40 protein-coding genes, 1 tRNA gene and 1 pseudogene are annotated in these 21787 nt (G+C 36.9%); 40 read left to right on the forward strand and 2 right to left on the reverse strand.

Translation table 11 applies throughout. From position 1 onward, the window contains the following. Positions 1-88: 88 nt before the first annotated feature. Complete coding sequence (locus RR45_RS00755; protein ID WP_031366205.1) at positions 89-640, reverse strand: Ltp family lipoprotein; 552 nt, start codon at positions 638-640, stop codon at positions 89-91. 99 nt (positions 641-739) lie between these two features. After that, positions 740-1462, reverse strand: a complete 723-nt coding sequence (locus RR45_RS00760) for a LexA family transcriptional regulator (RefSeq protein WP_031366204.1) — start codon at positions 1460-1462, stop codon at positions 740-742. A gap of 171 nt (positions 1463-1633) precedes the next feature. On the opposite strand from RR45_RS00760, the gene RR45_RS00765 reads away from it, so the two are divergent. The 40 genes and pseudogenes from RR45_RS00765 to RR45_RS00930 all read left to right on the forward strand — a co-directional run bounded on the left by RR45_RS00765 (position 1634) and on the right by RR45_RS00930 (position 21739). Next, the gene (locus RR45_RS00765; protein WP_031366203.1) at positions 1634-1873 is read left to right on the forward strand and encodes a helix-turn-helix domain-containing protein; all 240 of its coding nucleotides are present in this window, start codon (positions 1634-1636) and stop codon (positions 1871-1873) included. Between the two features lie 12 nt (positions 1874-1885). Then, positions 1886-2620 (forward strand): annotated as a pseudogene (locus RR45_RS00770) (phage antirepressor KilAC domain-containing protein). A 75-nt stretch (positions 2621-2695) separates the two neighbouring features. Then, on the forward strand, positions 2696-2974 hold the full coding sequence (locus RR45_RS00775; protein WP_031366202.1) for a helix-turn-helix domain-containing protein: 279 nt from the start codon (positions 2696-2698) through the stop codon (positions 2972-2974). A gap of 87 nt (positions 2975-3061) precedes the next feature. Then, positions 3062-3235 (forward strand): hypothetical protein, encoded by a 174-nt coding sequence (locus RR45_RS11080; RefSeq protein ID WP_167362580.1) that lies wholly within the window; start codon positions 3062-3064, stop codon positions 3233-3235. Next, positions 3232-3492, forward strand: a complete 261-nt coding sequence (locus RR45_RS00780) for a hypothetical protein (protein WP_031366201.1) — start codon at positions 3232-3234, stop codon at positions 3490-3492. Before RR45_RS11080 ends, RR45_RS00780 begins: the two co-directional genes overlap by 4 nt. Beyond that, positions 3489-3833, forward strand: a complete 345-nt coding sequence (locus RR45_RS00785) for a hypothetical protein (RefSeq protein ID WP_031366200.1) — start codon at positions 3489-3491, stop codon at positions 3831-3833. Before RR45_RS00780 ends, RR45_RS00785 begins: the two co-directional genes overlap by 4 nt. Next, entirely contained in the window at positions 3827-4330 is a 504-nt protein-coding gene (locus tag RR45_RS00790; protein WP_031366199.1) for a hypothetical protein, read from the forward strand. The genes RR45_RS00785 and RR45_RS00790 overlap by 7 nt, the downstream gene beginning before the upstream one ends. After that, positions 4320-4505: a hypothetical protein gene (locus RR45_RS00795; protein ID WP_031366198.1), complete on the forward strand. Its 186-nt coding sequence runs from the start codon at positions 4320-4322 to the stop codon at positions 4503-4505. The genes RR45_RS00790 and RR45_RS00795 overlap by 11 nt, the downstream gene beginning before the upstream one ends. Continuing rightward, the gene (bet, locus tag RR45_RS00800) at positions 4505-5278 is read left to right on the forward strand and encodes a phage recombination protein Bet (RefSeq protein WP_031366197.1); all 774 of its coding nucleotides are present in this window, start codon (positions 4505-4507) and stop codon (positions 5276-5278) included. The genes RR45_RS00795 and bet overlap by 1 nt, the downstream gene beginning before the upstream one ends. After that, on the forward strand, positions 5278-6279 hold the full coding sequence (locus RR45_RS00805; RefSeq protein WP_031366196.1) for a DUF1351 domain-containing protein: 1002 nt from the start codon (positions 5278-5280) through the stop codon (positions 6277-6279). The genes bet and RR45_RS00805 overlap by 1 nt, the downstream gene beginning before the upstream one ends. Next, positions 6276-6731, forward strand: a complete 456-nt coding sequence (gene ssb, locus RR45_RS00810; RefSeq protein WP_031366195.1) for a single-stranded DNA-binding protein — start codon at positions 6276-6278, stop codon at positions 6729-6731. Before RR45_RS00805 ends, ssb begins: the two co-directional genes overlap by 4 nt. A 10-nt stretch (positions 6732-6741) precedes the next feature. Continuing rightward, positions 6742-6915, forward strand: coding sequence for a hypothetical protein (locus RR45_RS11085; RefSeq protein ID WP_167362581.1), 174 nt, complete (start codon positions 6742-6744; stop codon positions 6913-6915). Beyond that, positions 6905-7738 (forward strand): phage replisome organizer N-terminal domain-containing protein, encoded by an 834-nt coding sequence (locus tag RR45_RS11090; protein ID WP_072353539.1) that lies wholly within the window; start codon positions 6905-6907, stop codon positions 7736-7738. Before RR45_RS11085 ends, RR45_RS11090 begins: the two co-directional genes overlap by 11 nt. Then, positions 7735-8502, forward strand: coding sequence for a hypothetical protein (locus RR45_RS00820; RefSeq protein ID WP_031366193.1), 768 nt, complete (start codon positions 7735-7737; stop codon positions 8500-8502). Before RR45_RS11090 ends, RR45_RS00820 begins: the two co-directional genes overlap by 4 nt. A 27-nt stretch (positions 8503-8529) precedes the next feature. Further along, the gene (locus RR45_RS00825; protein WP_031366192.1) at positions 8530-8928 is read left to right on the forward strand and encodes a RusA family crossover junction endodeoxyribonuclease; all 399 of its coding nucleotides are present in this window, start codon (positions 8530-8532) and stop codon (positions 8926-8928) included. Further along, complete coding sequence (locus RR45_RS00830; RefSeq protein WP_031366191.1) at positions 8925-9200, forward strand: hypothetical protein; 276 nt, start codon at positions 8925-8927, stop codon at positions 9198-9200. Before RR45_RS00825 ends, RR45_RS00830 begins: the two co-directional genes overlap by 4 nt. Continuing rightward, positions 9197-9325, forward strand: coding sequence for a hypothetical protein (locus RR45_RS11480; protein WP_279625291.1), 129 nt, complete (start codon positions 9197-9199; stop codon positions 9323-9325). Before RR45_RS00830 ends, RR45_RS11480 begins: the two co-directional genes overlap by 4 nt. Continuing rightward, positions 9322-9804: a hypothetical protein gene (locus RR45_RS00835; RefSeq protein WP_031366190.1), complete on the forward strand. Its 483-nt coding sequence runs from the start codon at positions 9322-9324 to the stop codon at positions 9802-9804. Before RR45_RS11480 ends, RR45_RS00835 begins: the two co-directional genes overlap by 4 nt. Continuing rightward, positions 9801-10133: a hypothetical protein gene (locus tag RR45_RS00840; protein ID WP_031366189.1), complete on the forward strand. Its 333-nt coding sequence runs from the start codon at positions 9801-9803 to the stop codon at positions 10131-10133. Before RR45_RS00835 ends, RR45_RS00840 begins: the two co-directional genes overlap by 4 nt. A gap of 9 nt (positions 10134-10142) precedes the next feature. Beyond that, entirely contained in the window at positions 10143-10337 is a 195-nt protein-coding gene (locus tag RR45_RS00845; RefSeq protein WP_143188731.1) for a hypothetical protein, read from the forward strand. 109 nt (positions 10338-10446) lie between these two features. After that, a complete protein-coding gene (locus RR45_RS00850; RefSeq protein WP_031366187.1) occupies positions 10447-10722 on the forward strand; it encodes a hypothetical protein in 276 nt (91 codons plus the stop codon). Then, a complete protein-coding gene (locus RR45_RS11095) occupies positions 10722-10895 on the forward strand; it encodes a hypothetical protein (RefSeq protein ID WP_167362582.1) in 174 nt (57 codons plus the stop codon). The genes RR45_RS00850 and RR45_RS11095 overlap by 1 nt, the downstream gene beginning before the upstream one ends. A 56-nt stretch (positions 10896-10951) precedes the next feature. Continuing rightward, positions 10952-11332, forward strand: a complete 381-nt coding sequence (locus RR45_RS00855) for a hypothetical protein (RefSeq protein ID WP_072353540.1) — start codon at positions 10952-10954, stop codon at positions 11330-11332. A gap of 37 nt (positions 11333-11369) precedes the next feature. After that, positions 11370-11705: a hypothetical protein gene (locus RR45_RS00860; RefSeq protein ID WP_072353541.1), complete on the forward strand. Its 336-nt coding sequence runs from the start codon at positions 11370-11372 to the stop codon at positions 11703-11705. Positions 11706-11754: 49 nt separating this feature from the next. After that, positions 11755-12180 carry a RinA family protein gene (locus RR45_RS00865; RefSeq protein WP_031366185.1) on the forward strand — a complete coding sequence of 142 codons (426 nt, stop codon included), beginning with the start codon at positions 11755-11757 and terminating at the stop codon, positions 12178-12180. Between the two features lie 244 nt (positions 12181-12424). Continuing rightward, positions 12425-12509 (forward strand) — tRNA-Ser (locus tag RR45_RS11100). Between the two features lie 760 nt (positions 12510-13269). After that, positions 13270-13701, forward strand: a complete 432-nt coding sequence (locus tag RR45_RS00870; RefSeq protein WP_031366184.1) for a hypothetical protein — start codon at positions 13270-13272, stop codon at positions 13699-13701. Positions 13702-13726: 25 nt separating this feature from the next. Continuing rightward, positions 13727-14077 (forward strand): HNH endonuclease, encoded by a 351-nt coding sequence (locus RR45_RS00875; protein ID WP_072353542.1) that lies wholly within the window; start codon positions 13727-13729, stop codon positions 14075-14077. A gap of 63 nt (positions 14078-14140) precedes the next feature. After that, positions 14141-14485 carry a P27 family phage terminase small subunit gene (locus RR45_RS00880; RefSeq protein WP_031366182.1) on the forward strand — a complete coding sequence of 115 codons (345 nt, stop codon included), beginning with the start codon at positions 14141-14143 and terminating at the stop codon, positions 14483-14485. A gap of 12 nt (positions 14486-14497) precedes the next feature. Next, on the forward strand, positions 14498-16306 hold the full coding sequence (locus tag RR45_RS00885) for a terminase large subunit (protein ID WP_031366181.1): 1809 nt from the start codon (positions 14498-14500) through the stop codon (positions 16304-16306). Then, a complete protein-coding gene (locus RR45_RS00890; RefSeq protein WP_031366180.1) occupies positions 16307-17515 on the forward strand; it encodes a phage portal protein in 1209 nt (402 codons plus the stop codon). Further along, positions 17502-18098, forward strand: coding sequence for an HK97 family phage prohead protease (locus RR45_RS00895; RefSeq protein ID WP_031366179.1), 597 nt, complete (start codon positions 17502-17504; stop codon positions 18096-18098). The genes RR45_RS00890 and RR45_RS00895 overlap by 14 nt, the downstream gene beginning before the upstream one ends. Further along, positions 18067-19305 (forward strand): phage major capsid protein, encoded by a 1239-nt coding sequence (locus RR45_RS00900; RefSeq protein ID WP_031366178.1) that lies wholly within the window; start codon positions 18067-18069, stop codon positions 19303-19305. The genes RR45_RS00895 and RR45_RS00900 overlap by 32 nt, the downstream gene beginning before the upstream one ends. 11 nt (positions 19306-19316) lie before the next feature. Next, the gene (locus tag RR45_RS11105; protein ID WP_167362583.1) at positions 19317-19490 is read left to right on the forward strand and encodes a hypothetical protein; all 174 of its coding nucleotides are present in this window, start codon (positions 19317-19319) and stop codon (positions 19488-19490) included. Continuing rightward, positions 19483-19776, forward strand: coding sequence for a hypothetical protein (locus RR45_RS00905; protein WP_031366177.1), 294 nt, complete (start codon positions 19483-19485; stop codon positions 19774-19776). The genes RR45_RS11105 and RR45_RS00905 overlap by 8 nt, the downstream gene beginning before the upstream one ends. Continuing rightward, on the forward strand, positions 19769-20080 hold the full coding sequence (locus tag RR45_RS00910) for a phage head closure protein (protein WP_072353543.1): 312 nt from the start codon (positions 19769-19771) through the stop codon (positions 20078-20080). Before RR45_RS00905 ends, RR45_RS00910 begins: the two co-directional genes overlap by 8 nt. Next, on the forward strand, positions 20080-20415 hold the full coding sequence (locus RR45_RS00915) for an HK97 gp10 family phage protein (protein ID WP_031366175.1): 336 nt from the start codon (positions 20080-20082) through the stop codon (positions 20413-20415). The genes RR45_RS00910 and RR45_RS00915 overlap by 1 nt, the downstream gene beginning before the upstream one ends. Then, positions 20412-20732 carry a hypothetical protein gene (locus tag RR45_RS00920; protein ID WP_031366174.1) on the forward strand — a complete coding sequence of 107 codons (321 nt, stop codon included), beginning with the start codon at positions 20412-20414 and terminating at the stop codon, positions 20730-20732. Before RR45_RS00915 ends, RR45_RS00920 begins: the two co-directional genes overlap by 4 nt. Before the next feature lie 11 nt (positions 20733-20743). Further along, positions 20744-21328 (forward strand): major tail protein, encoded by a 585-nt coding sequence (locus tag RR45_RS00925; RefSeq protein ID WP_031366173.1) that lies wholly within the window; start codon positions 20744-20746, stop codon positions 21326-21328. Between the two features lie 51 nt (positions 21329-21379). Next, entirely contained in the window at positions 21380-21739 is a 360-nt protein-coding gene (locus tag RR45_RS00930) for a hypothetical protein (RefSeq protein WP_031366172.1), read from the forward strand. The last annotated feature ends 48 nt before the right edge of the window (positions 21740-21787 follow it).

Raw genomic sequence — 21787 nt, forward strand, 5'->3', positions numbered from 1 at the left:
AAGGTAGTCATCCTTTTTACTACGTTTCTATATCGTTACTCACAATCTTTGCAGGGGAGTGAGTGACGTTTTTTTATTTTACATTTTATCAATCGTTTAAATGCTGAATCGCGTATTCTGCTTCTTCAGGAGTGAATTTTTCTCCATTTTCAGATGTAAGTTGGTCTCTAATGGCTTCTGGAGACATAGCCATTGTGTCTTGGTAGCTTTTAGCTTTTTTTAAAGCATTTGCATTATAATCAGCTTTCAAATTATCTACAGCATATTGGGCTGCTTCAGGCGAATATTTTTCAGCGTACTCAGAGGTTAATTGATCGTATATAGCGACTTTTGACATACTCATTGTTTTAGAATAAGATTCTGCTTTTTTTAACGCTGTTTCGTATTCAGTCGGAACTTTTGGTGTTTCTTCAGAACTTTTAGTATCCTGTTTAGATTCTGTTTTAGATTCTGTCTTTGATTCTGACTTAGATTCTTTCGTTTCAACTTTAGCAGTTTTTTCGGTATCTGCTTTTTTTGTTTTATCTTTATCACCACCGCCAACAGCACCAGCAATCACAATAACAATAATTAACCAAAACCACCATTTTTTAAAGAAAGGCTTTTTAGCCTTAGAAACTTTTTCATCTCTTTTTCCCATTTTTCAATTCTTCCTATAGCTTTTAACGTGAATCCTATCTACACGATTAAATTTATTATACACCAAAACCTAACCTTTTTTAGGCTAGGTTTTTAGTATTCACTTTTCAAGCGGTGTAAAACTAGCTACCACTTTACCGATAATTCTTGGTTCTTCTGAATAAGGTGCAAACTTATCACTATACTTTTCATTAGTAGAAACAAGTCGCAAGCCTTTTTCTTCTTTATAAACTTTTTTGATATAGCTTTGTCCGTCCCAATCAACAGCATAAACGCAACCGTCATATTCAAATGGGCAAACTTTAATCAAAGCCACATCGCCATTTGGATAATCTGGTAACATTGAATCGCCAAATATCCAAGAAGCGTAGTCATAATCATATTCTTCATCATAATAAACAGTATCATAATTACCATCATCAAAATATCCATAACCAGTACCAGCAGACAGTTTTTCTTTAACGTTATAAGGAAATAATTGAACTAAATTTTCTTTATTCTGTTCATCTAACTCCGACTTGGCATAACTAACTACTTTTTCTTGACGTTCAGATTCAAGTTTAGCGAATACTCTATCAAGAATCTGCTTAGTAGCGGAATTATCTTTTTTATTCTCGTTAACTCCTAACAAATATTCGGGAGTTATGTTCAAAACCCTTGCGAAATCATCAGCTCTGTTCAAAGGAAATTCACGAGTATAATTGAAATATCTTGATACTGCTGATTTAGCCATGTTTACTCGTCTAGCTAGTTCCGAAATGGATAAACCTTTTTTATCTTTTTCTTCTTTCAATATATTTACTATTTCTTCGTTAGTTCTCAATTTTTCGCTCCTTTCTTTAATGTACTTACATTATAGCACCGTTCCCAAAAAAGCACAATAGGTATTGCAAAAAAACTTTTTTGTATTTTTTTTAAATTTATGTGTTGACAAACGAGAACGAAAGAGATATACTTAAATTGTTCCCGATAAAGAACGAAAGGAGAAATTATCATGACACTTGATTTGAATAGAATCAGAGCAGAGCGAATTGCAAAAGGAATGACGCAAGACGAAGTAGCTAAGAAAATGGGTTGGAAAACGCGAACACCTTACGCTAAACGCGAAAACGGAATCGTTGCAATTGGTGCAGATGAATTGATTAACCTCGCTTTGATTTTCGGATACACTAAAGATGATTTAGGAATTTTTTTTAATCATAACGTACCCGAAAAAGAACACGCGGCTAGCTAGAAAGGAATTAACATGAATCAACTTATCACAATCACGACAAACGAAAATGACGAGCAACTCGTTAGCGGTCGTGAACTACACAAATTTTTAGAAGTCAAAACTCGTTATTCGATATGGTTTGACCGTATGTCAGAATATGGCTTTACAGAAGATATTGACTATACAGCTGTTGTCCAAAAAAGAACAACAGCTCAAGGCAATCAAACCGAGTACATTGACCACGCAATGAAATTAGATATGGCAAAAGAAGTATCCATGATTCAACGCAACGAAAAAGGCAAGCAAGCACGCCAGTATTTCTTGGAAGTTGAAAAAGCGTGGAACAATCCAGACATGATTATCAAGCGTGCTATGGACTTACAGGCACGTAAGATTATTCAACTTGAAACGAAAGTTGACGAACTCAAACCAAAAGCGCTATTTGCTGAAGCGGTAGAATCGTCAAAAGGTTCAATCCTCGTTAGAGACTTGGCTAAAATTCTGAAACAGAATAATGTCGAAATCTGAGAAAAGCGCTTATTCGCTTGGCTTAGGGATAACGGTTATCTCATCAAAAAGCTAGGTAGCGACTACAATTCACCAACGCAACGCTCTATGAATTTAGGTGTTATGGAATTTACGGAAAACACAGTCGTCAGAAATAGCGGGGACGTTATTCTGAGAAAAACTCCTAAAGTCACAGGTAAAGGGAAAACTTATTTTGTTGGTAAATTTTTGAATCGTTCGCTCGGAGAACAGTTTAATTGAAACGCAAAAAAGCCAGTCGGCAAACTGGCTCAAATTAAACATTTATAACTTGATTGTACCATAGAAAGGGAAAATATGGAATCCAGTAAAATTTTCGGAGAAGAATTCATGAATCTGCTGAAAGAACAAGCCAAGGAAGCTTACCTGGAAGGTGTCAAAGATGGCAAGAAGTCACTTAAAAATCGTGGCTTTGGCAATATCACAGAAGCTCAGAAGATGTCAGGGTACGGAAAAGCGGCCATAACTAAACTTAGAGATAACGGTGAAATATATTACATCAGGAATGGCGCTAAGTTTCTATATGACCTTAACGATCTAGATCACTATATGCAAAGGAATAAGGAGAGGGCATGACACGATTCGAACCAAGTGAACACGCTAAACTAGCAGCACAGCTTGATAAGCATAATGATAGAAATTTAGAATATTGGAGTAAGCGACATGGAAAATAATTTTCCTAGCGACTCACGAAAAATGAAAACAATCAAAGAACTGGAAGACAAGTTAATTGACGTTTCTGGATATATTGGAAGTTTGGGAAATCCAAATAATACAGAAACCGCTAAAACTATAGCACTCGCATTGATTGCTTTGAAGATTGGAGATATGAAATGATCATTAAAATAACAAGGAAATACGACAAACACCGCAACTTATCAAAAGAGTACTTCGCTGAGAAAAAGGAATTTGAGTTTGAACACCGTGACACAAAAGAAGAGCATGGAGCGATAGAGGAAAGTATGTATCGCATATCTGACATGGAAGAATTAACCAGAGTTATTAAACCTAATTTCTTTAAGAATTATACAGAATATGCAACATTTTTAATCTTAAACGAAGCGAAATTCAACTCTAAGGAGCAAACGCAATGATTGACTATAAAATTATCAAAAATACTGACTATCAAGAATTGCAGAATGAACTGACACGTAACAAGTTAGTTGAAACGTCATTACGTGCTGAGATTGCACGATTAAAGCGTGACAAGGAGCAACTGGAAATCATTCGAAACAATCAATACTTGAAGATTGACGAGCTTAATCGTGATATTGAGGGCTACAAGGAATATTTAGTGCCTATCGATCAAATGCCGTTGATTACAGGGGACTACAATCCTAAAGGTTTCAGTACAGATGTGGTCAACTACATCGCAAGTGCTAAGAATAGCGTGGAGATTATTAGTTATTTAGAAAAGGAGACAAACAAATGTTAAACGCAGAATGTAAACAATGTAACAAAAAATGGCATCACGATAACGCAAAATACTGCTCAATGTGCGGTAATAAACTGATTGATGAGCCTGAGTTTAAGGTTGGGGATATTATATCTAGTCAAATTTTCATCGATGGCAGTGCAATTGTAATGTTGGAAGAAGACTTGATGAATTTTGACAAAGGCGTTGTCGGAGTTTGGTATTCCAAAGAAGATTCTAGCCTAATAGAAACCTTTTATTTCGTAGACGAAGGCGACACTAGACGCGCCACACCAGAAGAAATAAAAGAGTATGAATCAGTTTTAAATTTCTATAAACACAGTCGTGAGCCGTTTGAAATTAAAGAGGGTGATTTGATTGAGAGCAAAAGTGGAACAAAAACAATTATATCGTATCCGCAAACTTTTTCGAAGATTAATTTTGTAAATGGTAATTGGAAACTTCTAAAAACAGCCGAAGAAATTGATGAATGGTTAGGTGCTTCCGATGACAAATGAAGAATTCGAAGGTAAGCCAATCTACAGAATCGGAGACAGCGTGACAATAACAGCAACAGCGACATTTGGCTTAGAATTGCCAGACACATTTGCGGACGATGAGGAACTAGAAGATTTTATCAAAGCTCAATGTCAAGATAGAATCGCGGATAACTTAGAAATTGAGGTAGGATAATGACAAATCAAGTAGCAAACCAAACTGAAAACATCGACATTTTCGATCCAAAAAATATCACAGCAGGAACTGTCAGACAGTATCTTGACAACGGGAACAAGGCATCTGACAGTGAGCTTGCAATGCTTGTCACAATGGCTAAACATCAAAATTTAAATCCGTTTTTAAAAGAAATCTATTTCATAAAATACGGAACTGCACCAGCTCAATTTGTCGTCAGTCGTGACGCATACCGCAAACGCGCGCAGAAAGACCCTAATTTCAACGGAATCAAAACAGGCGTGATTGTTGAAAACGAAGACGGCTCAATCGAAAAGCTAGACGGAGCTTTTAAAAAGAAAACACAGGTTTTAATCGGAGCATGGTGTGAAGTTCAAATGAAGAACTTAGACTTCCCAATTTACGTAGCTGTGAGCTATGACGAGTATGTTCAAATGAAAAACGGACAGCCAAATTCTATGTGGTCTAGTAAGCCGATGACGATGCTTGTCAAGGTTGCTGAATCACAAGCCTTGCGTCTGGCTTTTCCTGATATGTCTGGCACGTATTCAGAGGAAGAACTTCCACAAACCGAATCAAAACCACGTGAAGTTAACGGAGTTCAAGAACCAACGCAAGATGAAATCGCTGATTTCGATAAGCAAGCATACATTGAGCAGAAAAAAGCTGAATTATCGCAAGTTAAAGAGGTTAAAGTAGCGGATGTACAAACTGGCGAGATTATCAATCAACCAGCCGAACACCAACAAACACTGGAAGGGATAGCATTTTAATGAACGAAATTAAAGTAAGCGTACAAAACGCAATCATCAATATTGAAGATCGTGAAAAAGTTGAGCAACAAATCAACGAAATCGCTAAAAAGTACAGCGGGTATCTACCAACTGCTGACACATTAACAGGCGATAAAACGACGCGGGCAAACCTTAGAAAAGTAAGAACAGCGATTGATGACAAGCGCAAGAACGTTAAAACTGAGTATAACGAACCACTCATAGAGTTTGAGGACTGGGTCGAGAAAGCATTAAAACCGCTAGATAGCGCAATTGACGCGATTGACAAAGGCATCAAAGAAATCGAAGAAAACGAACGGCAAATCAGACTTAGTGCGATTAAGGTCGCCTTTACCGAAAAAGCTGAAAATGCTGGGCTTGACCCTCGTATCTTTGCAGAAAAATATGAAAAGTACTGTCTTGCGGCTAACTTTACAGTTCATAAAAAGCTTAAAAAAGGCATCCTGGACGAGATTGACGTGTCTATTCAACGTGAAGTTCAAAAACAACAGGGCCGAAAAAATGATATTGCAAGCATTTCAGAAATTGCATTAGAGCGCAGTTTGACAGCAGAGCCGTATATCCGAGAACTTGACAACGGCAAGGGGCTTAACGAAATTCTGCAAGATATGTTGAGAGACGCCAAGGCGCAAGACGAAGCGAGAGCAAAGCGTGAAGCAGAACAAGCAAAACGAGATGCAGAAATGGCGCAACGTGCATCTGAATTTGAAGCTCAACGATTGCAAAACAGCTTTAATGTGCCTGAGGATGTCACAGAACAGCCAAAACAAGCTGTAAATATTGTAGCTGAACAAATTCATCAACAATCAGAACCAACGCTTACAGAGCCTGAAAACGAGCAGAAACAAGAAGTTAAAAAGCTTAAAATTTTAACACTTGAAATTCTGATTGACCCTGATAACCCATTACCGCCATTCAAACCATTTCTTGATGAAAACGGCTATAGATATAAAATTACGAACTATGAGGATGTGAAATGATTAATAATGTAACTTTAATTGGTCGGTTGACCAAAGACGTAGAACTCAAATATACACCAGCTAATCAAGCTGTAGCACAGTTCACTCTAGCGGTAAACCGTACCTTTAAAAACGCTAACGGCGAGCGTGAATCAGATTTCATCAATTGCGTTATCTGGCGAAAATCTGCCGAAAATTTCGCAAACTGGGTTAAAAAGGGTGCTTTGATCGGCATTACAGGACGCATCCAGACACGGAATTACGAAAATCAACAAGGACAACGTGTATATATCACAGAGGTAATCACTGAGAACTTCCAAATGCTAGAAAGTCGTAGTCAACAGCAGGGTCAACAGCAGGCGCAGCCGCAACAAGCTAAGCAGCAATCATCTACACCTAATTTCGGACGCGATAGTGACCCATTTTCTGGTGATTCGCCAATGGACTTGAATTCTGATGACCTGCCATTCTAAGAGGTGAAAAATGACTAAAGAAGAATTAATTGACGCTTTTGGTGTCAATAACTGGAAGTATGAAAAAGGCGACCCTTACAGGGAAAAGTTGTTAGAACTTACTTATGGCGATCTGGTGGATAAACTTATCCACTTGAAAAGCCAAACGGCTATCGTGAATTTTGGAGGTGCAAGTGTCAAGTAAAAGTAAAACAAAAATATATTTTTGGCTTAAACTAGATAACAATTTTTACAAGAATTTAGCTATTAAAAAAGCTAGGAGGTTAGCGGGAGGTGACACGATGGTCATCATTTACCAAAAACTCATGCTTGAATCATTGCAAAATAATGGAGTTCTTTATTTTGAAGGTGTTTTAGAAAATATTGTAGAAGAGTTATCATTGCACCTTGATGAAGATATCGAAAATGTAGCAATGACTTTAGATCTATTTACTAAGTCAGGTCTTATTCAATTGAATGATAGCAACGACATCGAAATGCTTCAAGTCCCTGCACTGATTGACCAAGAGACTAACTGGAGTAAATACAAAAGGAACACTAGAAATAAAGAAGATGTCAAAAAGTTGGACAATGTCCAACTACTGTCCAACCACTGTCCAACAGAGATAGAGATAGAGTTAAAGTCAGAGATAAAGATAGAGTCAGAGATAAAGATAGAGTCAGAATCAGAGAAAGAACATGATGCTGATTCTGAGTATAAAAAATTAACTGATTTTTACCAAGGAAATTTTGGTGTTATCAGTCAAATTATCTCAGAAGACATAAAGTTTAATCTTAAAGATTACGGCTATGATCTAGTTTACGAATCTATGAAGCGTGCCATCTTCAGGCAAAAGCAATATGCTTATTCAGTTCAGATATTGAAATCATGGTCTAAGAACAATATAAAAACTCTTTCTGATGTCGAAGCTGATGATAACAAGTTTAGCAGAAGCAAGACAACTGGAACTGATGACAAGTCAGATTGGACTTGGGCTGAGAAGAAAGCTGGTTTTAGGGAAGTATGACTGATTATTTAGAGCAGTTTAGTGTAAATGAAAAACCACTTGCTAGTCTAGCTAAAGATTTAGTAGTACTTGATGAGTGTTGCAGGATACACACAGAAGAGCATTTAGTAAGTCATAAGCTGAGACCTCAAACGAAGGCTTGTAAACGATGCGTTGAAGATAGAAAAATTTCTAAAACTATGGAGTTTGGCGGATTGCCTGACTGGACTATACGAGATGAGAAAACTGGACAAGTAGTCAGATATAATCCACAAAGCGAAGAGGTTGACGGAGAGATTATATCTGATGGAAAATTCAGGCAAACTAAAACCAGTCTATCTGATATTTTAGCGAAGTTTAAAGCCCAAAAAGGATATGACTTAGAAAAATCAGGCGTTATTGAATTTGCTTATGATATGGAATCTTTGAAAAAACTAGAGGCATTTCAAAAATGGGTCATCGAAAAATTCAGAGGTGAACACAAACATGTTGAAAAAATTATGGTACACGAGTATTTATCGATGTCTAAAAATGCTTATATGAGTCCAGAAAATAAGCAGAGACTAATTGATAAAAAAGGCTCTATCGAACGTGCAGAGCTGGTTATTGTTGACAATCTTGGAGATTACTCTACAGAAGAACAAGGTCAGTTTCTAAGTCTGATGAGAATGTTGCAAAGCAAAAAGTTTATTTTATACACTTTTGCAGACGCTGACGACAGACTTAATAAATTGCCTGCATCTATCAAGTTTGCGATAAAAGGCAATAGAATGGCTATTTTATAAGCGGTTATTTCCGTTTTAGGAGAGAGATTGAAATTTGAATTTGAAATGGCAAAAATGCCAACAACGAATCAGCAAAAGGGCGTTAAAAACATAAACGGAAAACTCGTGACATACGATAGAAAAGGCACTAAAAACCAAGAATTGGTCATGAACCTAGTGCAAAATAGGCCGAAGGTACCGTTTATCGATAAAAACATACCGCTAAAATTATCAGTCACTTTCTTTTATGCGATAAAGCAAAAGAAAAAGTGGGGATTGCCTAAAACGACTAAGCCTGATTTGGATAACTTGCTTAAAAATTTACAAGATTACATGACTAAACTCGGATATTATGTCGACGATAGCCAGATTAGCTGTTTAGTTGTCAAAAAATTCTTTAGCGAGAAGAATTTGATTCAAGTCGAAATAGAGGATATTAAAAAATGACATTTAAATTGCAACAAACTTTCGGAGAATTATTCTGGGATAACGTAGATGAGAAGCTGAAAGAAAACAAGAAAACATTGAAAGATGTCGCTAGATTCATGGAAAGTGACGATAAAAAATCAGAAGCACTATATCACAGAATGTATCGCAGTAGATCAGAGCGAACAAATCCAAGTAACAATATCGGAGGCGGAATTTACAGTTATTTCAAACAGTTTGATAAGTTTCAGACAGTTGGATATCTGTATGATGAGTTGAAAGAGGACATATGAAACTAGTACTACTAATCGCATCTGCTATGACAGCAGTGCTGATGACGATTCACATTTTAGACGAGCAATACAAACGCAAGCGGATTGCTGAGATTGAGGAGAAATTGAAAGGAAAGTATAGATGATTTTGACTGGCGAAACGACATATGCAGTTAGCAATGAATTGTACCTTGTCAGAGTTTTAAACGGTTTTGATATGTGTGGCTCCTCACTTGATAATTTAGCGTATGTCAAAAGCTTGTACCATATTTTGGATGATTTAAAAAAAATTTCTGAAGATAATGTACATGAATTATGGACGAAAGGTACATGTAAAGAGGTCGAACTTTACGAAAAATGTTTAAAGTATATTAAATTCAAAAAAGGTATATCTTTCGGATATTACTTGGAACTCGTTAATAACGCATTAAATGCTAATGACGGTATTTACCCACACGATATAGTGCATATGTGTTCTGATAGATTAAGCATTTCTAAAACTGGTTTGCCGTCCCACGAACTAGAAGAAGAAGTTCGCAAGTTTTTTAACAAAAATGTAGTAATTTCAAGAAAAGAAATCGACGAATTTACAAACCATATTTTGAAAGGCGGGTATAGAAAATGACATTTGAAGAAGTTTATAAAATCCTCTATAAAAAGTATGACATTGTGAGATTTGATTACAGCGATAACACGATTAAAGCTAAAGATTCTATTACAATCGACACTTTTGATTTACTTGATTTAATCGATGGTTTAAAAGAAACATATAAAACTGAAAATCAAGAAGTTTTAAAACTAAAAAATCAAATTGAAATCTCAAAAACATATTTCAAAAATATCTTAGATGTTGACCCAAATATTATGCCAAAAAGCATTGGACATCTAAGGAATTGCGTTCGTGTCATGAAAATTTCTGCTGAAAAAGCGCTTGAAGCGATAGATGAAAGTTGACGAGGTGGAATGATGACAGCAGAGGAAATCGAGTTAAAAAGACGACTGCACAACTTACAACCTGGTAAAAATTTGACATATGAAGAATTTTGCTTGTATGAAATTAGAAATTTAGTTGAAGCTGATAAAGTTTCAGCAAAAGATTTTAAGACGACAATTGGCATAGAACGCAACGTAAATAAAAAGATTATGCGTAAATTATAGTCTGTAAGGTCGAGATTTAACGCTGACGGCACTTTAAGATTGTTTTGGTATAAATATGTACCTGATTACTAAAGTGGCGTGTGTGGCGTTTTGAGAGGATTTAAGTATAATGAACCAAGAAAAATTAAAGCGAGTAAATGAAATTAATAAAGATATTTCTGAAATAGAAAAATTTTTAGATTTCATGACATTTAGTAGATGTAGAATCAATATTTTGGGTAAAATCTCAGTTGAGAGGGGCATAATTTTCAGAATACCAGCTTATGGCGGTACTGTAAATTATGATTATACAGTACCGAAAGAGTTGACTAGCGAAGTCTTAAAAGTGATTAGAGACCACAGAGAGAAACTAATTTCTGAGCAGAATGTATTGTGGGGTGGATAATGAAAAAGAAATTTTCTATTATTAATTTTGCTTTTTATATAATCTTAGGAATGGTAATCGTTGGAGGAATTGACTACTTTATCAATAACAAAATTAGTTTAATTTGGGCGATTGTAGGAATTTCTCTGATGTTTTCGTTTGAAATGGTTAAGAAAAGTAAGCATGATGAATGACTATTTTCGTGACATCAAGAAATATTGAAATAGCAAGGTTTAGAAAGTGAGAAGGTATGGTATTTAGAAATCAAATTAAAAATGAAATCGTGACAAGGGATGCGCCTTGTGGATTCTCGAAATCTAGGCATAAGAAAATGGTCAAGAAGAAAATAGCGAAAGACATCTCTTTAGAAGATATTAATAATATCGGATATGGACTTGGAATAGCAATCAAAACGTTCAGAGATGCAATTGCTAGAGCCTTTGGTGACGATGATGATGACATCAAGTGTGAAACGTGCGGTAAATTGATTGATTGCGATTGTATGCAATGTCATGAATGTGACCATAGTTTAACTTGTGATACGTGTGGATTTTGCCATACTGACGGGTGGGAGGCTATGGATTGTTGGTCAAGCGAAAACGACCCAGATTATGACCCATTTGATATTTAAACCCGTGGAATTGCAAGGGTTTAGAAAGTGAGTAGAGATGAAAACAGAAGAATTAATCAAAGCGAAAAAGTATATCGAGCATGTTATTGGAACGATTAAACATGATGGGCATTTAGTAACTATTCAAACAGACTGGATTTTGCCTGATTTAGAAAAAGCACTCGCAGCGATTGGAGGGGATGGATGTTCTTCAGACACCGACGAACTTTCGGTTGAAAAACTCCAAGAACAGCTCAACACTGCGAAAATGGCACTGATAAGCATTAAGTGGAGAACTGAACGTGATGAACTAGAAACGTATCATGTTGAAAGAAACCATGATATTCATAAAGATGCTATTGATGCACTCGCAGCGATTGGAGGGTTTGAATGACATTTACGGCTGAACAGAATGGGATTGTAGATGGTTAGAAAGGGGTATCGTGGCAGATAAGTTAGACAGAGTGATAGCAGACTATGTAAATGGTAGGATAGATGCCAAGATTAAATCTATCGAAAGCAGATATCTGTATCGTCAAAAGGTGGATAATCTAGGTATCAGGACAAGTTATTCTGGTGGCTCAGAGCAAGAAAGTCATGTAATTAGCAAGGAAGATTTAGATAACGACGCAGAGTTTAGCAGCCTTAAAGAAGTGGCTTATATCTTCAGTATGTGGTATGAGCCACTTAGAGATGTTGAAAAGGAAGTTATCAAACTAAAGCTGAGTGGTTATACTGGATTACCTTGGTATCGTGTCATGATGGAGCTTGATTTAAAGGATATAGACATATCACAGAAACAAGCTAAGCGGATATTTTATCAGTTTAAGCGGGATATTGAGCCGTTCATATTGCATTGCTTGAATTGAGTGGGTCAAATCGTAATAAAAACGATGCGAAAAAGGAATGAAAACGACGCACTGACCACTAAAAATCAAGATATACTAGTATTATGATGATTGCGGATAGATATTCAATCACACACATTAATCACGTATTACCGCATGATTCTTGCAGGCATGTCCTGCGTACATAATATGTGCGATCTTGAACCACACTAAAAGCAAAGCTAGGTTTATTGTGATTTTTGACTGCTAGGAAAGACTAGCGCACGGAAAGACTTGTCTATTGGTAAGACTAATTGACCTGCTAAGTCAATGGCGAATTTCGTTTAAGAGTTCGATTCTCTTTCTTTCCTTGTAGGCAGTAATTGCCGTAAGTTTGTGTATTTGGTTTGCAGTACTATTTGTCGCCTTTAAATTAATTGCTAAACAAGAACTCAAAGTAGCCTAACAGCTACACAAGTTTCTAGTCGCTAAAATGTTTTCAGGTTGGCATTTATCATTGCGGTTAGTCCACAGTAGACATCGCACGGGATATGTGTGCAGGTAGCTCGTTCTGGTTCTAGTCCAGAGGTGTCAGTTATTAATCTTGGTCTGATTAATAGTTATTTAAAACTGCTTACATTGTGGTTAGTCCACAGTTGACAAGTTGGTACATTCAGGCTGAAATTACCTGATATCCGTTCGATTCGGAGATTGTCAGTTAAGGTTATGATAGTGATGCCTTGAGGTAGCTCCTCTAAAAACATCTTTGACACAATAGCTGTCATTGTTGGTCTATCGTGGTACTCCGTACGTGACTTAAGGCCAAAAGTCCGGGAGCTAAGTTTCTGATTGATCATCAGTAGCCGTTGACATTGCTGGGCAGTAGCTTATGAATGCAGACGCGTTTGTAAGTGCAGGTTCGATTCCTGTGTTGTCAGTAGCTTAGTTGGTATAAGCGTGAGTAAATAATCAAGTCATAGCATGCGCTGTGGCTTTTTGTGTGGAAAGGTTTGGGATAGGTATGGAACGTATTGTTGATATAGTGTTTAGAGCTGCTATTTATGTTATAGGTTTTTATGTTGGAGTTAGGCACGAGAGGAATAAACGATAAGGAAAGGATATAGGATAGGCATGGTATCAATTGTAGATGATTCTGTAATAAAAGAATTTTTAAATGGGACTAGGGATGTCATTTTCATCGGGTTAGAAAACTACATCAATTCTCCTCAATTTAAATGCATAAAACATAAAATTTTAAATATAGACAGTTCAGCATCTATAAAAACGGTGATGGTTTTTAGATATGAAAAAGATTTAAAAAAATACATTCGTTTAAAAGAAACCAACGGGTTCCACTATGCTGTCGGTATCGCTCTTGGATATCATCATTTGGCAGTTAGTTGGTGGAATGATTGCCAGTTAAATATTATAGAAGATGATAGAGATGAATCTCCTTTAATTTCATATCGTTCGTTTTTTTACAAAGTGCCACAAAAATATGCCGTTGAAATATTAAGGGATTTAGTATTATCGGGAGAAGATAGCGTTCAATTGACGTACTGATAAAGGAAAGGATATAGGATAGGTTATGACTGATGTAAAATTCTATAAGTCTCCGAGATGGTTAGCTAAACGTGACTCTATCCTGAGGCGTGACAAGTACGAATGCCAGAATTGCAAAAGGTACTTTAAAAATAAAGAAGCTAAGACTGTACATCATATATACTTCTATGAGGACTATCCTAAGTTATCTTTGGTTAGCTGGAACCTTATCAGTCTGTGTAATGAGTGTCATAATAAAATGCACAATCGCTTTGACGATACGCCTACTAAGTTAGGAATTATTTTGCAGGAAAAGAAAAAGAAAGAATTTGAAAATTGGTTAACCCCCCTATTAATTGTAATAAAAATTGAGGTTCTAAGGGAACGACTAGGGTAGTCTTTTCCAAATTTACGAGAATTTTGAAAAACTTTTTTTCATAATCTGAAAGGAGGTGATGGATTGGAGAAGATACCTACAGAACGCACGATTTACGACTATACGATAAAGCAAATGAAGGCGTTAAAAGTGCATGATGTTGCGTACAACAGAATTGTCGGGATTTACGCTGGAATGTTAAGGCAATATTATATTTTAGTCAACGATTGGGAGAAAAACGGTTGCCCTGCAACTGTTGAAAGTGCTGCAGGTACTCTTAAGAAGCATCCGTCACTTGATCAGATCGAAAAATTAAGGAAAGATATACTATCTTACTCTAATCAGCTAATGCTTAACCCCAAGTCAAATAATGCTGGCCAAATTAAAGATGATGACGAACCGAACCCGTTCGCAAATTTCATAAAGTAAAGGAGGTGAGGAATGGAAAAATTAAGCGACAATTTTTTAGAAGCTAAAAAATACGCAGACGATTTAGTCAGTGGTAAGAAACTAGCTAATATAGAACAAGTTCAAGCCGCTCAAAGATTTATTGACGACTTGAAATCTGGTAAATGGGATTTTAGGAGCGATCAGTTTGATTTTGTTATAGGGCTTATTGAAGGTACTATAAAGCACCAGCAAGGACAAGACTTAAATGGAGTTGACTTATCTGGAACTCCTCTTTTGCTTTTGTCTTGGCAAAAATTCATTATAGTTAATTTGTTCGGTTTCTTTAACAAAGGAACAAGTATTAGGCGATTTAATGAAGCGCTTATTTTTTTACCCAGAAAACAAGGCAAAACGGCTTTTTCTAGCGCTTTGAGTTGGGCTAAAGGTGTTGTTGATAGAAAATCAGGGAGTAAAGTTTACATACTAGCTAACTCAATAGACCAAACCAAAGAAGCTTTTGGGTTTTTGTCTTATAACCTATCTTTAGTAAGAAAAGGATTTAAAAAATTCAGGTTGCGAGACAATAATCAAGAACACTCTATCAAAGCCGAGTTTTCGGACGGGAAGATAGAAGTTATTGCCAAGGCTAATCAAGAGGACAAGTTAGATTCATTCAACTGTAACGGATTGATACTTGACGAAATACACTCGTGGAAAAAGGCTGGCGCAAAGAAGTACACACTGATGAAGAATGCCATGAAAGCATATCGTAATAAATTATTGGTCGGTATTTCAACAGCTGGTGACGTTGCTAATGGTTTCCTTGCAATGAGGATTCAAACTCTTAAGAAATTTCTTGACGGCCAGATAAACGATCCCGTCTATGACAGCTATTTCATTTTTTTATGCATGGCTGAACAAGATAAAAAGGGTAACATTTTAAATCCAGTAACGCACGAGATTACAACGATTGATGACCCACAAGTTTTAGAATCTTTGACACCATCATTAAATCAGACGACAACGCTATCCGATTTGTTAGCAGATGCAAGACAAGCAATGTTAGAGCCTCAATTAAAGTCAGAGTTTTTAAACAAGACTTTAAATGTATTTACGACTGCCGAAAACGCTTATTTTGATATAGACGAATTTAAATACTCTGATAGCCAGTTCGATTGGACGATTGAGGAGTTATCAAAATTGCCGATTGTTTGGTATGGCGGGGCTGACTTGTCTAAGTTGCACGATTTAACAGCTGCTGCATTATACGGCACGCTGAAAGACCATAAATACACTGACACAGAAGGTGTAGAACATGTCAAAAATATAGACATTTCGATCACTCACGCTTTCTTTCCTCGCGCAAGAGCCATTGAAAAAGCTGAGGTTGATAATATACCACTGTTCGAATGGTCTGAGGAAGGTTGGGCAACGTTGAGTAATACGCCTACAGTTCTATATGATGATGTTGTCAAGTGGTTTATTAATATGCGAGGTTTAGGTTTTAAAATTCGTGAAGTACATTTTGATAAAAAATTTGGGCGTGAGTTTTTCTTGAAGATGAAAAAAGCCAAATTCAAAATGCTAGATGCTCCTCAATATTTTTATAGGAAATCAGAGGGGTTTAGGCATATTGAAGTTAAGGCAAAGAATGCTGAGCTGTACTACGTCCACAGCTTAGCTTATGAGTATTGTGTTAGCAATGTGGTAGCAATTGAAAAAACTGATGATATGATTCAGTTTGAAAAAGTTTTGCCAAATCAACGTATTGACTTATTCGATGCAAGTGTATTTGCTTGTGTTGCAAGTCTTGAGGCTGGTGAATCTAAACAACAAAAAGAAGCATGGGGAATTAAGTAAATGGCTTTTAATTTTATGAAAAAGAAGCAGGTCAGGTCAGATCCTGGCGCTATAAGTGTAGAGTACGTGTCACCAATTCAATTCATCGAATCAATTTCAGACAGCTATGTCAGGCTTGCTGATAACCCAGAAGTCCGCATGGGAGTTGAGAGAATCGTCGACATGGTTTCTAGCATGACAATTCAACTTATGAAAAATTCCGAAAAAGGAGATACAAGGATATTTAATGGCTTATCAAGAGTTGTTGACATTGAACCTAATCCTTATATGACGAGGAAGAATTTCATTGCATGGATTGTGAGAACTTTATTGATAGAAGGCGGTGGTAATGCTGTTGTTAAGCCAATATTTGATGGCTTAAAACTAAAAGAGCTTTTGCCGATTCCGCCAAATGCAACAACTTTCAACACTGATGATTATGAGTATTCAATCAACGTCAGTGGAAAAGAATATAGTCCAGATACTTTGTTGCATTTTTCAATAAATCCAAGACCTAACAATCCATTTATCGGAAGTAGCTATGAATTTGTATTGAAAGATTTAGTAGATAATCTCAAACAGTCTTATGTTACTAAGAAATCTTTTATGAAATCTGAGTACATGCCAAGTCTTATCGTGTCAGTTGATGCTGATTCTGACACTTTTTCAAACGAAGAAGGACGTAAGAAGATTGAACAGCAGTATTTAAAGCGTGAAAATTCAAGAGCTCCTTGGATAACGCCGCAAGGTATTATCGACGTTCAAACTATAAAGCCTCTCACACTAAATGATTTGGCTTTAAACGACGCTGTAGAAATCGATAAAAAGACGGTAGCATCATTGCTTGGTGTTCCTCCTTTTCTTTTGGGTGTCGGGACTTACAACAAAGACGAGTATAACAACTTTGTGAATACTCGTATATTGTCAATAGCCCAATCTATTCAGCAAACCTTAAACAAACTCATTCTAGACCCTACAATGTACTTTAATTTCAATCCACGCAGTTTATATAATTACTCGCTCACTGAGTTAGTAACTGCTGGTGTACAAATGGTCAGCGTTAATGCTCTAAGACGTAATGAGTTACGTAATTGGGTATCCTTGCCACCAGATGCCGAAATGGATGATTTGTTAGTGCTTGAAAATTATATACAAGCGCATGACGTACAAAATCAAATGAAATTAGTCCAGAACCAATCGAAAGGAGGTGAGAATAATGAACAATCGTAAGTCTTTGCAAGCTAGAGACATCGGAAAGTTAGACAATAATCAAGAAGCTACTGATAAGAAGATTATCAGTGGTTATTTTATTGTCTTTGACACTGAAACAGAGCTTTATCCAGGCGTTCGAGAAGAAGTTTCACCAGATGCACTTGTAGGCGTTGATTTAAGCGACGTTAAAGCGCTTATAGACCATGACACTGCTAAAGTGTTAGGAAGAACTAAAGCGAACACACTGAGCTTATCAGTCGATTCTAAAGGACTTTATGGCGAAATCATCGTAAATGAATCAGACCAAGAAGCCATGAATCTATATTCACGTGTACAACGTGGAGATGTTGACCAGTGTTCTTTTGGTTTTGAAATTCTGAATGAAGAAATGATTCAAAATTCTGATGGAACTGTCAAATTTATTATCAAGTCAATCAATCTTTATGAAGTTTCTGTTGTGACTTTTCCGGCTTATCAAGAAACGGCTGTAGAAGCACGCAGTAAACAAATTGAAGATGCGCAAAAACGTACCTTGCAAACACGCAAGGATGAATTAAAGGAGAAATTAAATGGCATTAAAACAACTTATTTTGTCTCGTAAAATTAGCGAGCGTTCAACTCAACTTTCTAAATTGTTAGAGCAACGCTCATCTTTAGAAAAACGAGAAGAAGAAATTACACGAGCTCTCGAAGAAGCTGTAAGTACAGAAGATGTTAATCAAGTCTCTAAGTCGGCTGATGAGCTTGAAAAAGAAATTAAAGATTTAGATGAACAAATCAAAAAATTAGAAGATGAAAAAGCAGGTCTTGAAAAAGAATTAGAAGCAATCTCTAGCGCAGATAATTCTGGCGCTACTGATACAACAGGAACAGGAACAGGTGGTAATCGATCTATGAAAAATAAAAATATCTCAACCCGTGAAGGTGGTGAAAAACTAGAGCAAACACGCTCAGCTATCAATGCGTTCATTCACTCTAAAGGGCAACAACGTGCATCTACAGGGTTTACATCTGTCGAAGGTGGCGTATTGATTCCAGAGGAACTCTTAGCACCTGCGATTGTTCCTGAAGATGTCGTTGATTTGAAAAAATATGTAAATGCTATCCAAGTCAACACGGCATCTGGTAAATATCCAGTGATTGCAAAGTCAGGTGCTAAAATGTCAACAGTTGCCGAATTAGAAGCTAACCCTAAATTAGCGAACCCAACATTCACAGAGGTTGATTTTAGCGTCGCTACTCGTCGTGGATATATTCCAATCTCACAAGAGATTGTCGATGATGCTACTTATGATGTAACTGGTCTTATTGCTGACGAAATCACAGACCAAACGTTGAACACAACGAATGCAGATATTGCAACTGTTTTGAAAACGGCAACAGCTAAAGCTGTCGTAGGTGTTGACGGCATCAAAGACACTATTAACGTTGCGATTAAACGTGTCTATAACGTCAAGTTGATTGTATCTGCATCACTTTACAACGAACTTGACAAACTGAAAGATAAAAACGGACGCTATCTTCTTCAAGATTCCATTACCGCTGCAAGTGGTAAGGTATTGCTTGGTAAAGAAGTTGTTGTGTTAGATGATGACATTATCGGTTCGGCATCTGGTAACTTAGTAGGTTTCTTAGGAGACCCCAAAGCGTTCATGAGCTACTTTGACCGCAAACAAACAACAGTAGCTTGGATCGATAATCAAATTTACGGTAAATTACTTGCTGGCGTAGTGCGCTATGATGTTAAAGCTACAGACACAGAAGCTGGATTCTACATCACTTACACGAATGCACCTGCTGGAGCATAAGGAGCGACGTTATGAAGTATGTGACAATTGTTGACTTCACCGACAAATATACAGGAGATGTTTATTATGTTGGAGATAAGTACCCTTTGAAAGGAAAAGCTAAAAAAGCTAGATTAGATGAGCTAGCATCTTCTAGCAATCAGCGTAAAATTCCATTAATTAAGGAAGTGAGTGAAGATGAATGAAACAGAGTTTAAGGCAGCAGCCTTGGACTTGCTTAAAGCCTCCTTAGGCTATAAGTCAAATGTCCGAGATGAGCTACTGGCGATAATCGTATCAGGAGTTATTGATGAATTGACAAGTGAAAAAGGAATATTGATTGATTTTGATAACTCATCTCATTTAATGTTTGTCGTTGATTTGTCAGCTTTTAGATACGAAAATAAAGGTGGTGGTATGATGCCTAGAAATTTAGAATATCGTCTCAGAAATCTAATCATTAAATTCGGTGGAGGTACTCAAATTGTCTAATTGGGATTTAGAAGTATCTCTGCTGAAAGTTTCTGGCGAGACTGAAAATAAGATTGGAGACAAAATCCCAACTTATGAAAAAGTTGAGATACTAGCATTTGAAAAGCCAATAACTCGTGGCGAGCTGATTATCGCTGGTCAATCTAATATTCAAATTTCTAAAATCGTTGTTATTCACGGATTTGAGTACTCAAACGAGGAGCTTTTGGAAATTGACGGAGTTAGATATCAAGTGATTAGCTCTTACAAAATCTCAAACGAGGAATTAGAGCTTAAATTGAAATCTAAAAAAGGCGGTGCTTAATGGATATCGCAGATGAAATCACAAAGGCTTTATCTGAGTATTCGGAAGAAGTCGCTGAAAATTTAGAAGCTATCAAAAAAGAAGTAGCCGAAGATACGGTTGAATTATTAAAGCGCACCAGTCCTCGTGGCAGGCGTGGAAAGTATGCCAAAGGATGGCGCTTGAAAAAAGAAGGAACTGGTTATTATGTCTATAACGCTACCGACTATCGTCTGACCCATTTGTTAGAGCGAGGCCATGCCAAAGCTGACGGCGGACGCACAAAAGCGCAACCTCATATTGCGCAAGCTGAGAGAGAAGCTATTGAAAAAATAGGAGTGAGGATTCAAACTTGAATATTTCTGAATTGCGAGAAACTCTCGGAACGCTTGATATACCAGTTAGATATCGCGCTTTTAATGTTGGTGAAGTTCCTGGCTTACCTTATTTACTGTACTATACAACTGATAATCAAGGCACTTTGAAGGCTGATAATCATAACTATGCTAAGGTTTATAATTTAACACTTGAATTATATAGCGAAGAAAAAGACCTCGAATTAGAAGAAAAACTCGAGGCGTTACTTGATATGAATAATATCGAGTATGACACATTTGAGAGCTACTTAGATACAGAAAGCATGTACGAAGTGGCTTATGATATTACGATTTAAGGAGGGCTTAAATGCCAGCAAAAGAAAACAAAGTCGTTTACGGACTTGAAAACGCACACTATGCCAAGTTGACGTTTGGTGAAAACGGCGCACCTACATTTGCACCGCCAGTCGCTTTAAAAGGTTCCGTTGAATTTAAAATGGATCCAGAGACAAATTCAGTTGAATTTGCAGCGGATAACGATTCGCAGTACTTCACAGAAGACGAAAATAACGGATATAGCGGAACTCTTACAATCGCTAATATGCCTTTATCTTTCCGTTCGGATATTCTTGGTGAGGTGCTAGACGAAACAGACGGGACAATTACCGAACTAGCTGATGCAAAATTCAGCCCGTTCGCCTTACTTTTCCAATTTGATGGAGACGAGACGAAAACACGGCATGTACTCTACTACTGCAACGGTAGCCGCGCTAGTATCTCATCTAAAACAGGTAAGGATATTTCTGGCGTAGAGTTGCCTTTCAAAGCTAAACAGCTTGTAATTGGTGATGAAAAACTCATCAAGACTCAGACAACTAGTGCAGAGTCAACGAAATACAACGACTGGTTTAAAGCGGTCTATGTAAAAGGCGCACAACCTGCCGCAGGATGACATAATAGTTCAAAGAGGTGGCTAAGGCTGCCTTTTTTTTAGGAGAAAAACATGGAAAAAACAATTTATATCGACGACAAACCAGTGCTTTTGAAATCCACGGCAGCAACACCACTTCGTTATAAGGCTCAATTTAAAAAAGACTATTTTGGCGAGCTTTTGAAACTTTCTAAACTTTTTCAAGGAAAAGAAGGCAAAGAATTTGACTTGCTTAATATCTCTTTTGAAGATTTGAATTTCCTTGACTTTGAGGTATTTTATAACTTCATTTGGGTTCTTGCTAAAACTGCAAATCCATCAATTCCAGAACCCATGACATGGCTAGATGGATTTGATTCAATGCCTATCGCAGAGGTATTCCCTGAGGTAACAGAGCTATTGCACGGTTCTATTGAGTCCAAAAAAAAGTAGATAAGAAAAGCGGTTCTGACGAATTATTTACAGAGGAATCGTTTTTCT

Origin of the sequence: Pseudolactococcus chungangensis CAU 28 = DSM 22330 (assembly GCF_002441885.1) — a bacterium.
GTDB lineage: Bacteria > Bacillota > Bacilli > Lactobacillales > Streptococcaceae > Pseudolactococcus > Pseudolactococcus chungangensis.

Excerpts from the sequence above, each read along its gene's own strand:
- RR45_RS00755 (WP_031366205.1), bottom strand. The coding sequence starts at position 640 with ATGGGAAAAAGAGATGAAAAAGTTTCTAAGGCTAAAAAGCCTTTCTTT.
- RR45_RS00765 (WP_031366203.1), top strand. The coding sequence starts at position 1,634 with ATGACACTTGATTTGAATAGAATCAGAGCAGAGCGAATTGCAAAAGGA.
- RR45_RS00775 (WP_031366202.1), top strand. The coding sequence starts at position 2,696 with ATGGAATCCAGTAAAATTTTCGGAGAAGAATTCATGAATCTGCTGAAA.
- RR45_RS11080 (WP_167362580.1), top strand. The coding sequence starts at position 3,062 with ATGGAAAATAATTTTCCTAGCGACTCACGAAAAATGAAAACAATCAAA.
- RR45_RS00780 (WP_031366201.1), top strand. The coding sequence starts at position 3,232 with ATGATCATTAAAATAACAAGGAAATACGACAAACACCGCAACTTATCA.
- RR45_RS00785 (WP_031366200.1), top strand. The coding sequence starts at position 3,489 with ATGATTGACTATAAAATTATCAAAAATACTGACTATCAAGAATTGCAG.
- RR45_RS00790 (WP_031366199.1), top strand. The coding sequence starts at position 3,827 with ATGTTAAACGCAGAATGTAAACAATGTAACAAAAAATGGCATCACGAT.
- RR45_RS00795 (WP_031366198.1), top strand. The coding sequence starts at position 4,320 with ATGACAAATGAAGAATTCGAAGGTAAGCCAATCTACAGAATCGGAGAC.
- bet (WP_031366197.1), top strand. The coding sequence starts at position 4,505 with ATGACAAATCAAGTAGCAAACCAAACTGAAAACATCGACATTTTCGAT.
- RR45_RS00805 (WP_031366196.1), top strand. The coding sequence starts at position 5,278 with ATGAACGAAATTAAAGTAAGCGTACAAAACGCAATCATCAATATTGAA.
- ssb (WP_031366195.1), top strand. The coding sequence starts at position 6,276 with ATGATTAATAATGTAACTTTAATTGGTCGGTTGACCAAAGACGTAGAA.
- RR45_RS11085 (WP_167362581.1), top strand. The coding sequence starts at position 6,742 with ATGACTAAAGAAGAATTAATTGACGCTTTTGGTGTCAATAACTGGAAG.
- RR45_RS00820 (WP_031366193.1), top strand. The coding sequence starts at position 7,735 with ATGACTGATTATTTAGAGCAGTTTAGTGTAAATGAAAAACCACTTGCT.
- RR45_RS00830 (WP_031366191.1), top strand. The coding sequence starts at position 8,925 with ATGACATTTAAATTGCAACAAACTTTCGGAGAATTATTCTGGGATAAC.
- RR45_RS11480 (WP_279625291.1), top strand. The coding sequence starts at position 9,197 with ATGAAACTAGTACTACTAATCGCATCTGCTATGACAGCAGTGCTGATG.
- RR45_RS00835 (WP_031366190.1), top strand. The coding sequence starts at position 9,322 with ATGATTTTGACTGGCGAAACGACATATGCAGTTAGCAATGAATTGTAC.
- RR45_RS00840 (WP_031366189.1), top strand. The coding sequence starts at position 9,801 with ATGACATTTGAAGAAGTTTATAAAATCCTCTATAAAAAGTATGACATT.
- RR45_RS00845 (WP_143188731.1), top strand. The coding sequence starts at position 10,143 with ATGATGACAGCAGAGGAAATCGAGTTAAAAAGACGACTGCACAACTTA.
- RR45_RS00850 (WP_031366187.1), top strand. The coding sequence starts at position 10,447 with ATGAACCAAGAAAAATTAAAGCGAGTAAATGAAATTAATAAAGATATT.
- RR45_RS11095 (WP_167362582.1), top strand. The coding sequence starts at position 10,722 with ATGAAAAAGAAATTTTCTATTATTAATTTTGCTTTTTATATAATCTTA.
- RR45_RS00855 (WP_072353540.1), top strand. The coding sequence starts at position 10,952 with ATGGTATTTAGAAATCAAATTAAAAATGAAATCGTGACAAGGGATGCG.
- RR45_RS00860 (WP_072353541.1), top strand. The coding sequence starts at position 11,370 with ATGAAAACAGAAGAATTAATCAAAGCGAAAAAGTATATCGAGCATGTT.
- RR45_RS00870 (WP_031366184.1), top strand. The coding sequence starts at position 13,270 with ATGGTATCAATTGTAGATGATTCTGTAATAAAAGAATTTTTAAATGGG.
- RR45_RS00875 (WP_072353542.1), top strand. The coding sequence starts at position 13,727 with ATGACTGATGTAAAATTCTATAAGTCTCCGAGATGGTTAGCTAAACGT.
- RR45_RS00885 (WP_031366181.1), top strand. The coding sequence starts at position 14,498 with ATGGAAAAATTAAGCGACAATTTTTTAGAAGCTAAAAAATACGCAGAC.
- RR45_RS00890 (WP_031366180.1), top strand. The coding sequence starts at position 16,307 with ATGGCTTTTAATTTTATGAAAAAGAAGCAGGTCAGGTCAGATCCTGGC.
- RR45_RS00895 (WP_031366179.1), top strand. The coding sequence starts at position 17,502 with ATGAACAATCGTAAGTCTTTGCAAGCTAGAGACATCGGAAAGTTAGAC.
- RR45_RS00900 (WP_031366178.1), top strand. The coding sequence starts at position 18,067 with ATGGCATTAAAACAACTTATTTTGTCTCGTAAAATTAGCGAGCGTTCA.
- RR45_RS11105 (WP_167362583.1), top strand. The coding sequence starts at position 19,317 with ATGAAGTATGTGACAATTGTTGACTTCACCGACAAATATACAGGAGAT.
- RR45_RS00905 (WP_031366177.1), top strand. The coding sequence starts at position 19,483 with ATGAATGAAACAGAGTTTAAGGCAGCAGCCTTGGACTTGCTTAAAGCC.
- RR45_RS00915 (WP_031366175.1), top strand. The coding sequence starts at position 20,080 with ATGGATATCGCAGATGAAATCACAAAGGCTTTATCTGAGTATTCGGAA.
- RR45_RS00925 (WP_031366173.1), top strand. The coding sequence starts at position 20,744 with ATGCCAGCAAAAGAAAACAAAGTCGTTTACGGACTTGAAAACGCACAC.
- RR45_RS00930 (WP_031366172.1), top strand. The coding sequence starts at position 21,380 with ATGGAAAAAACAATTTATATCGACGACAAACCAGTGCTTTTGAAATCC.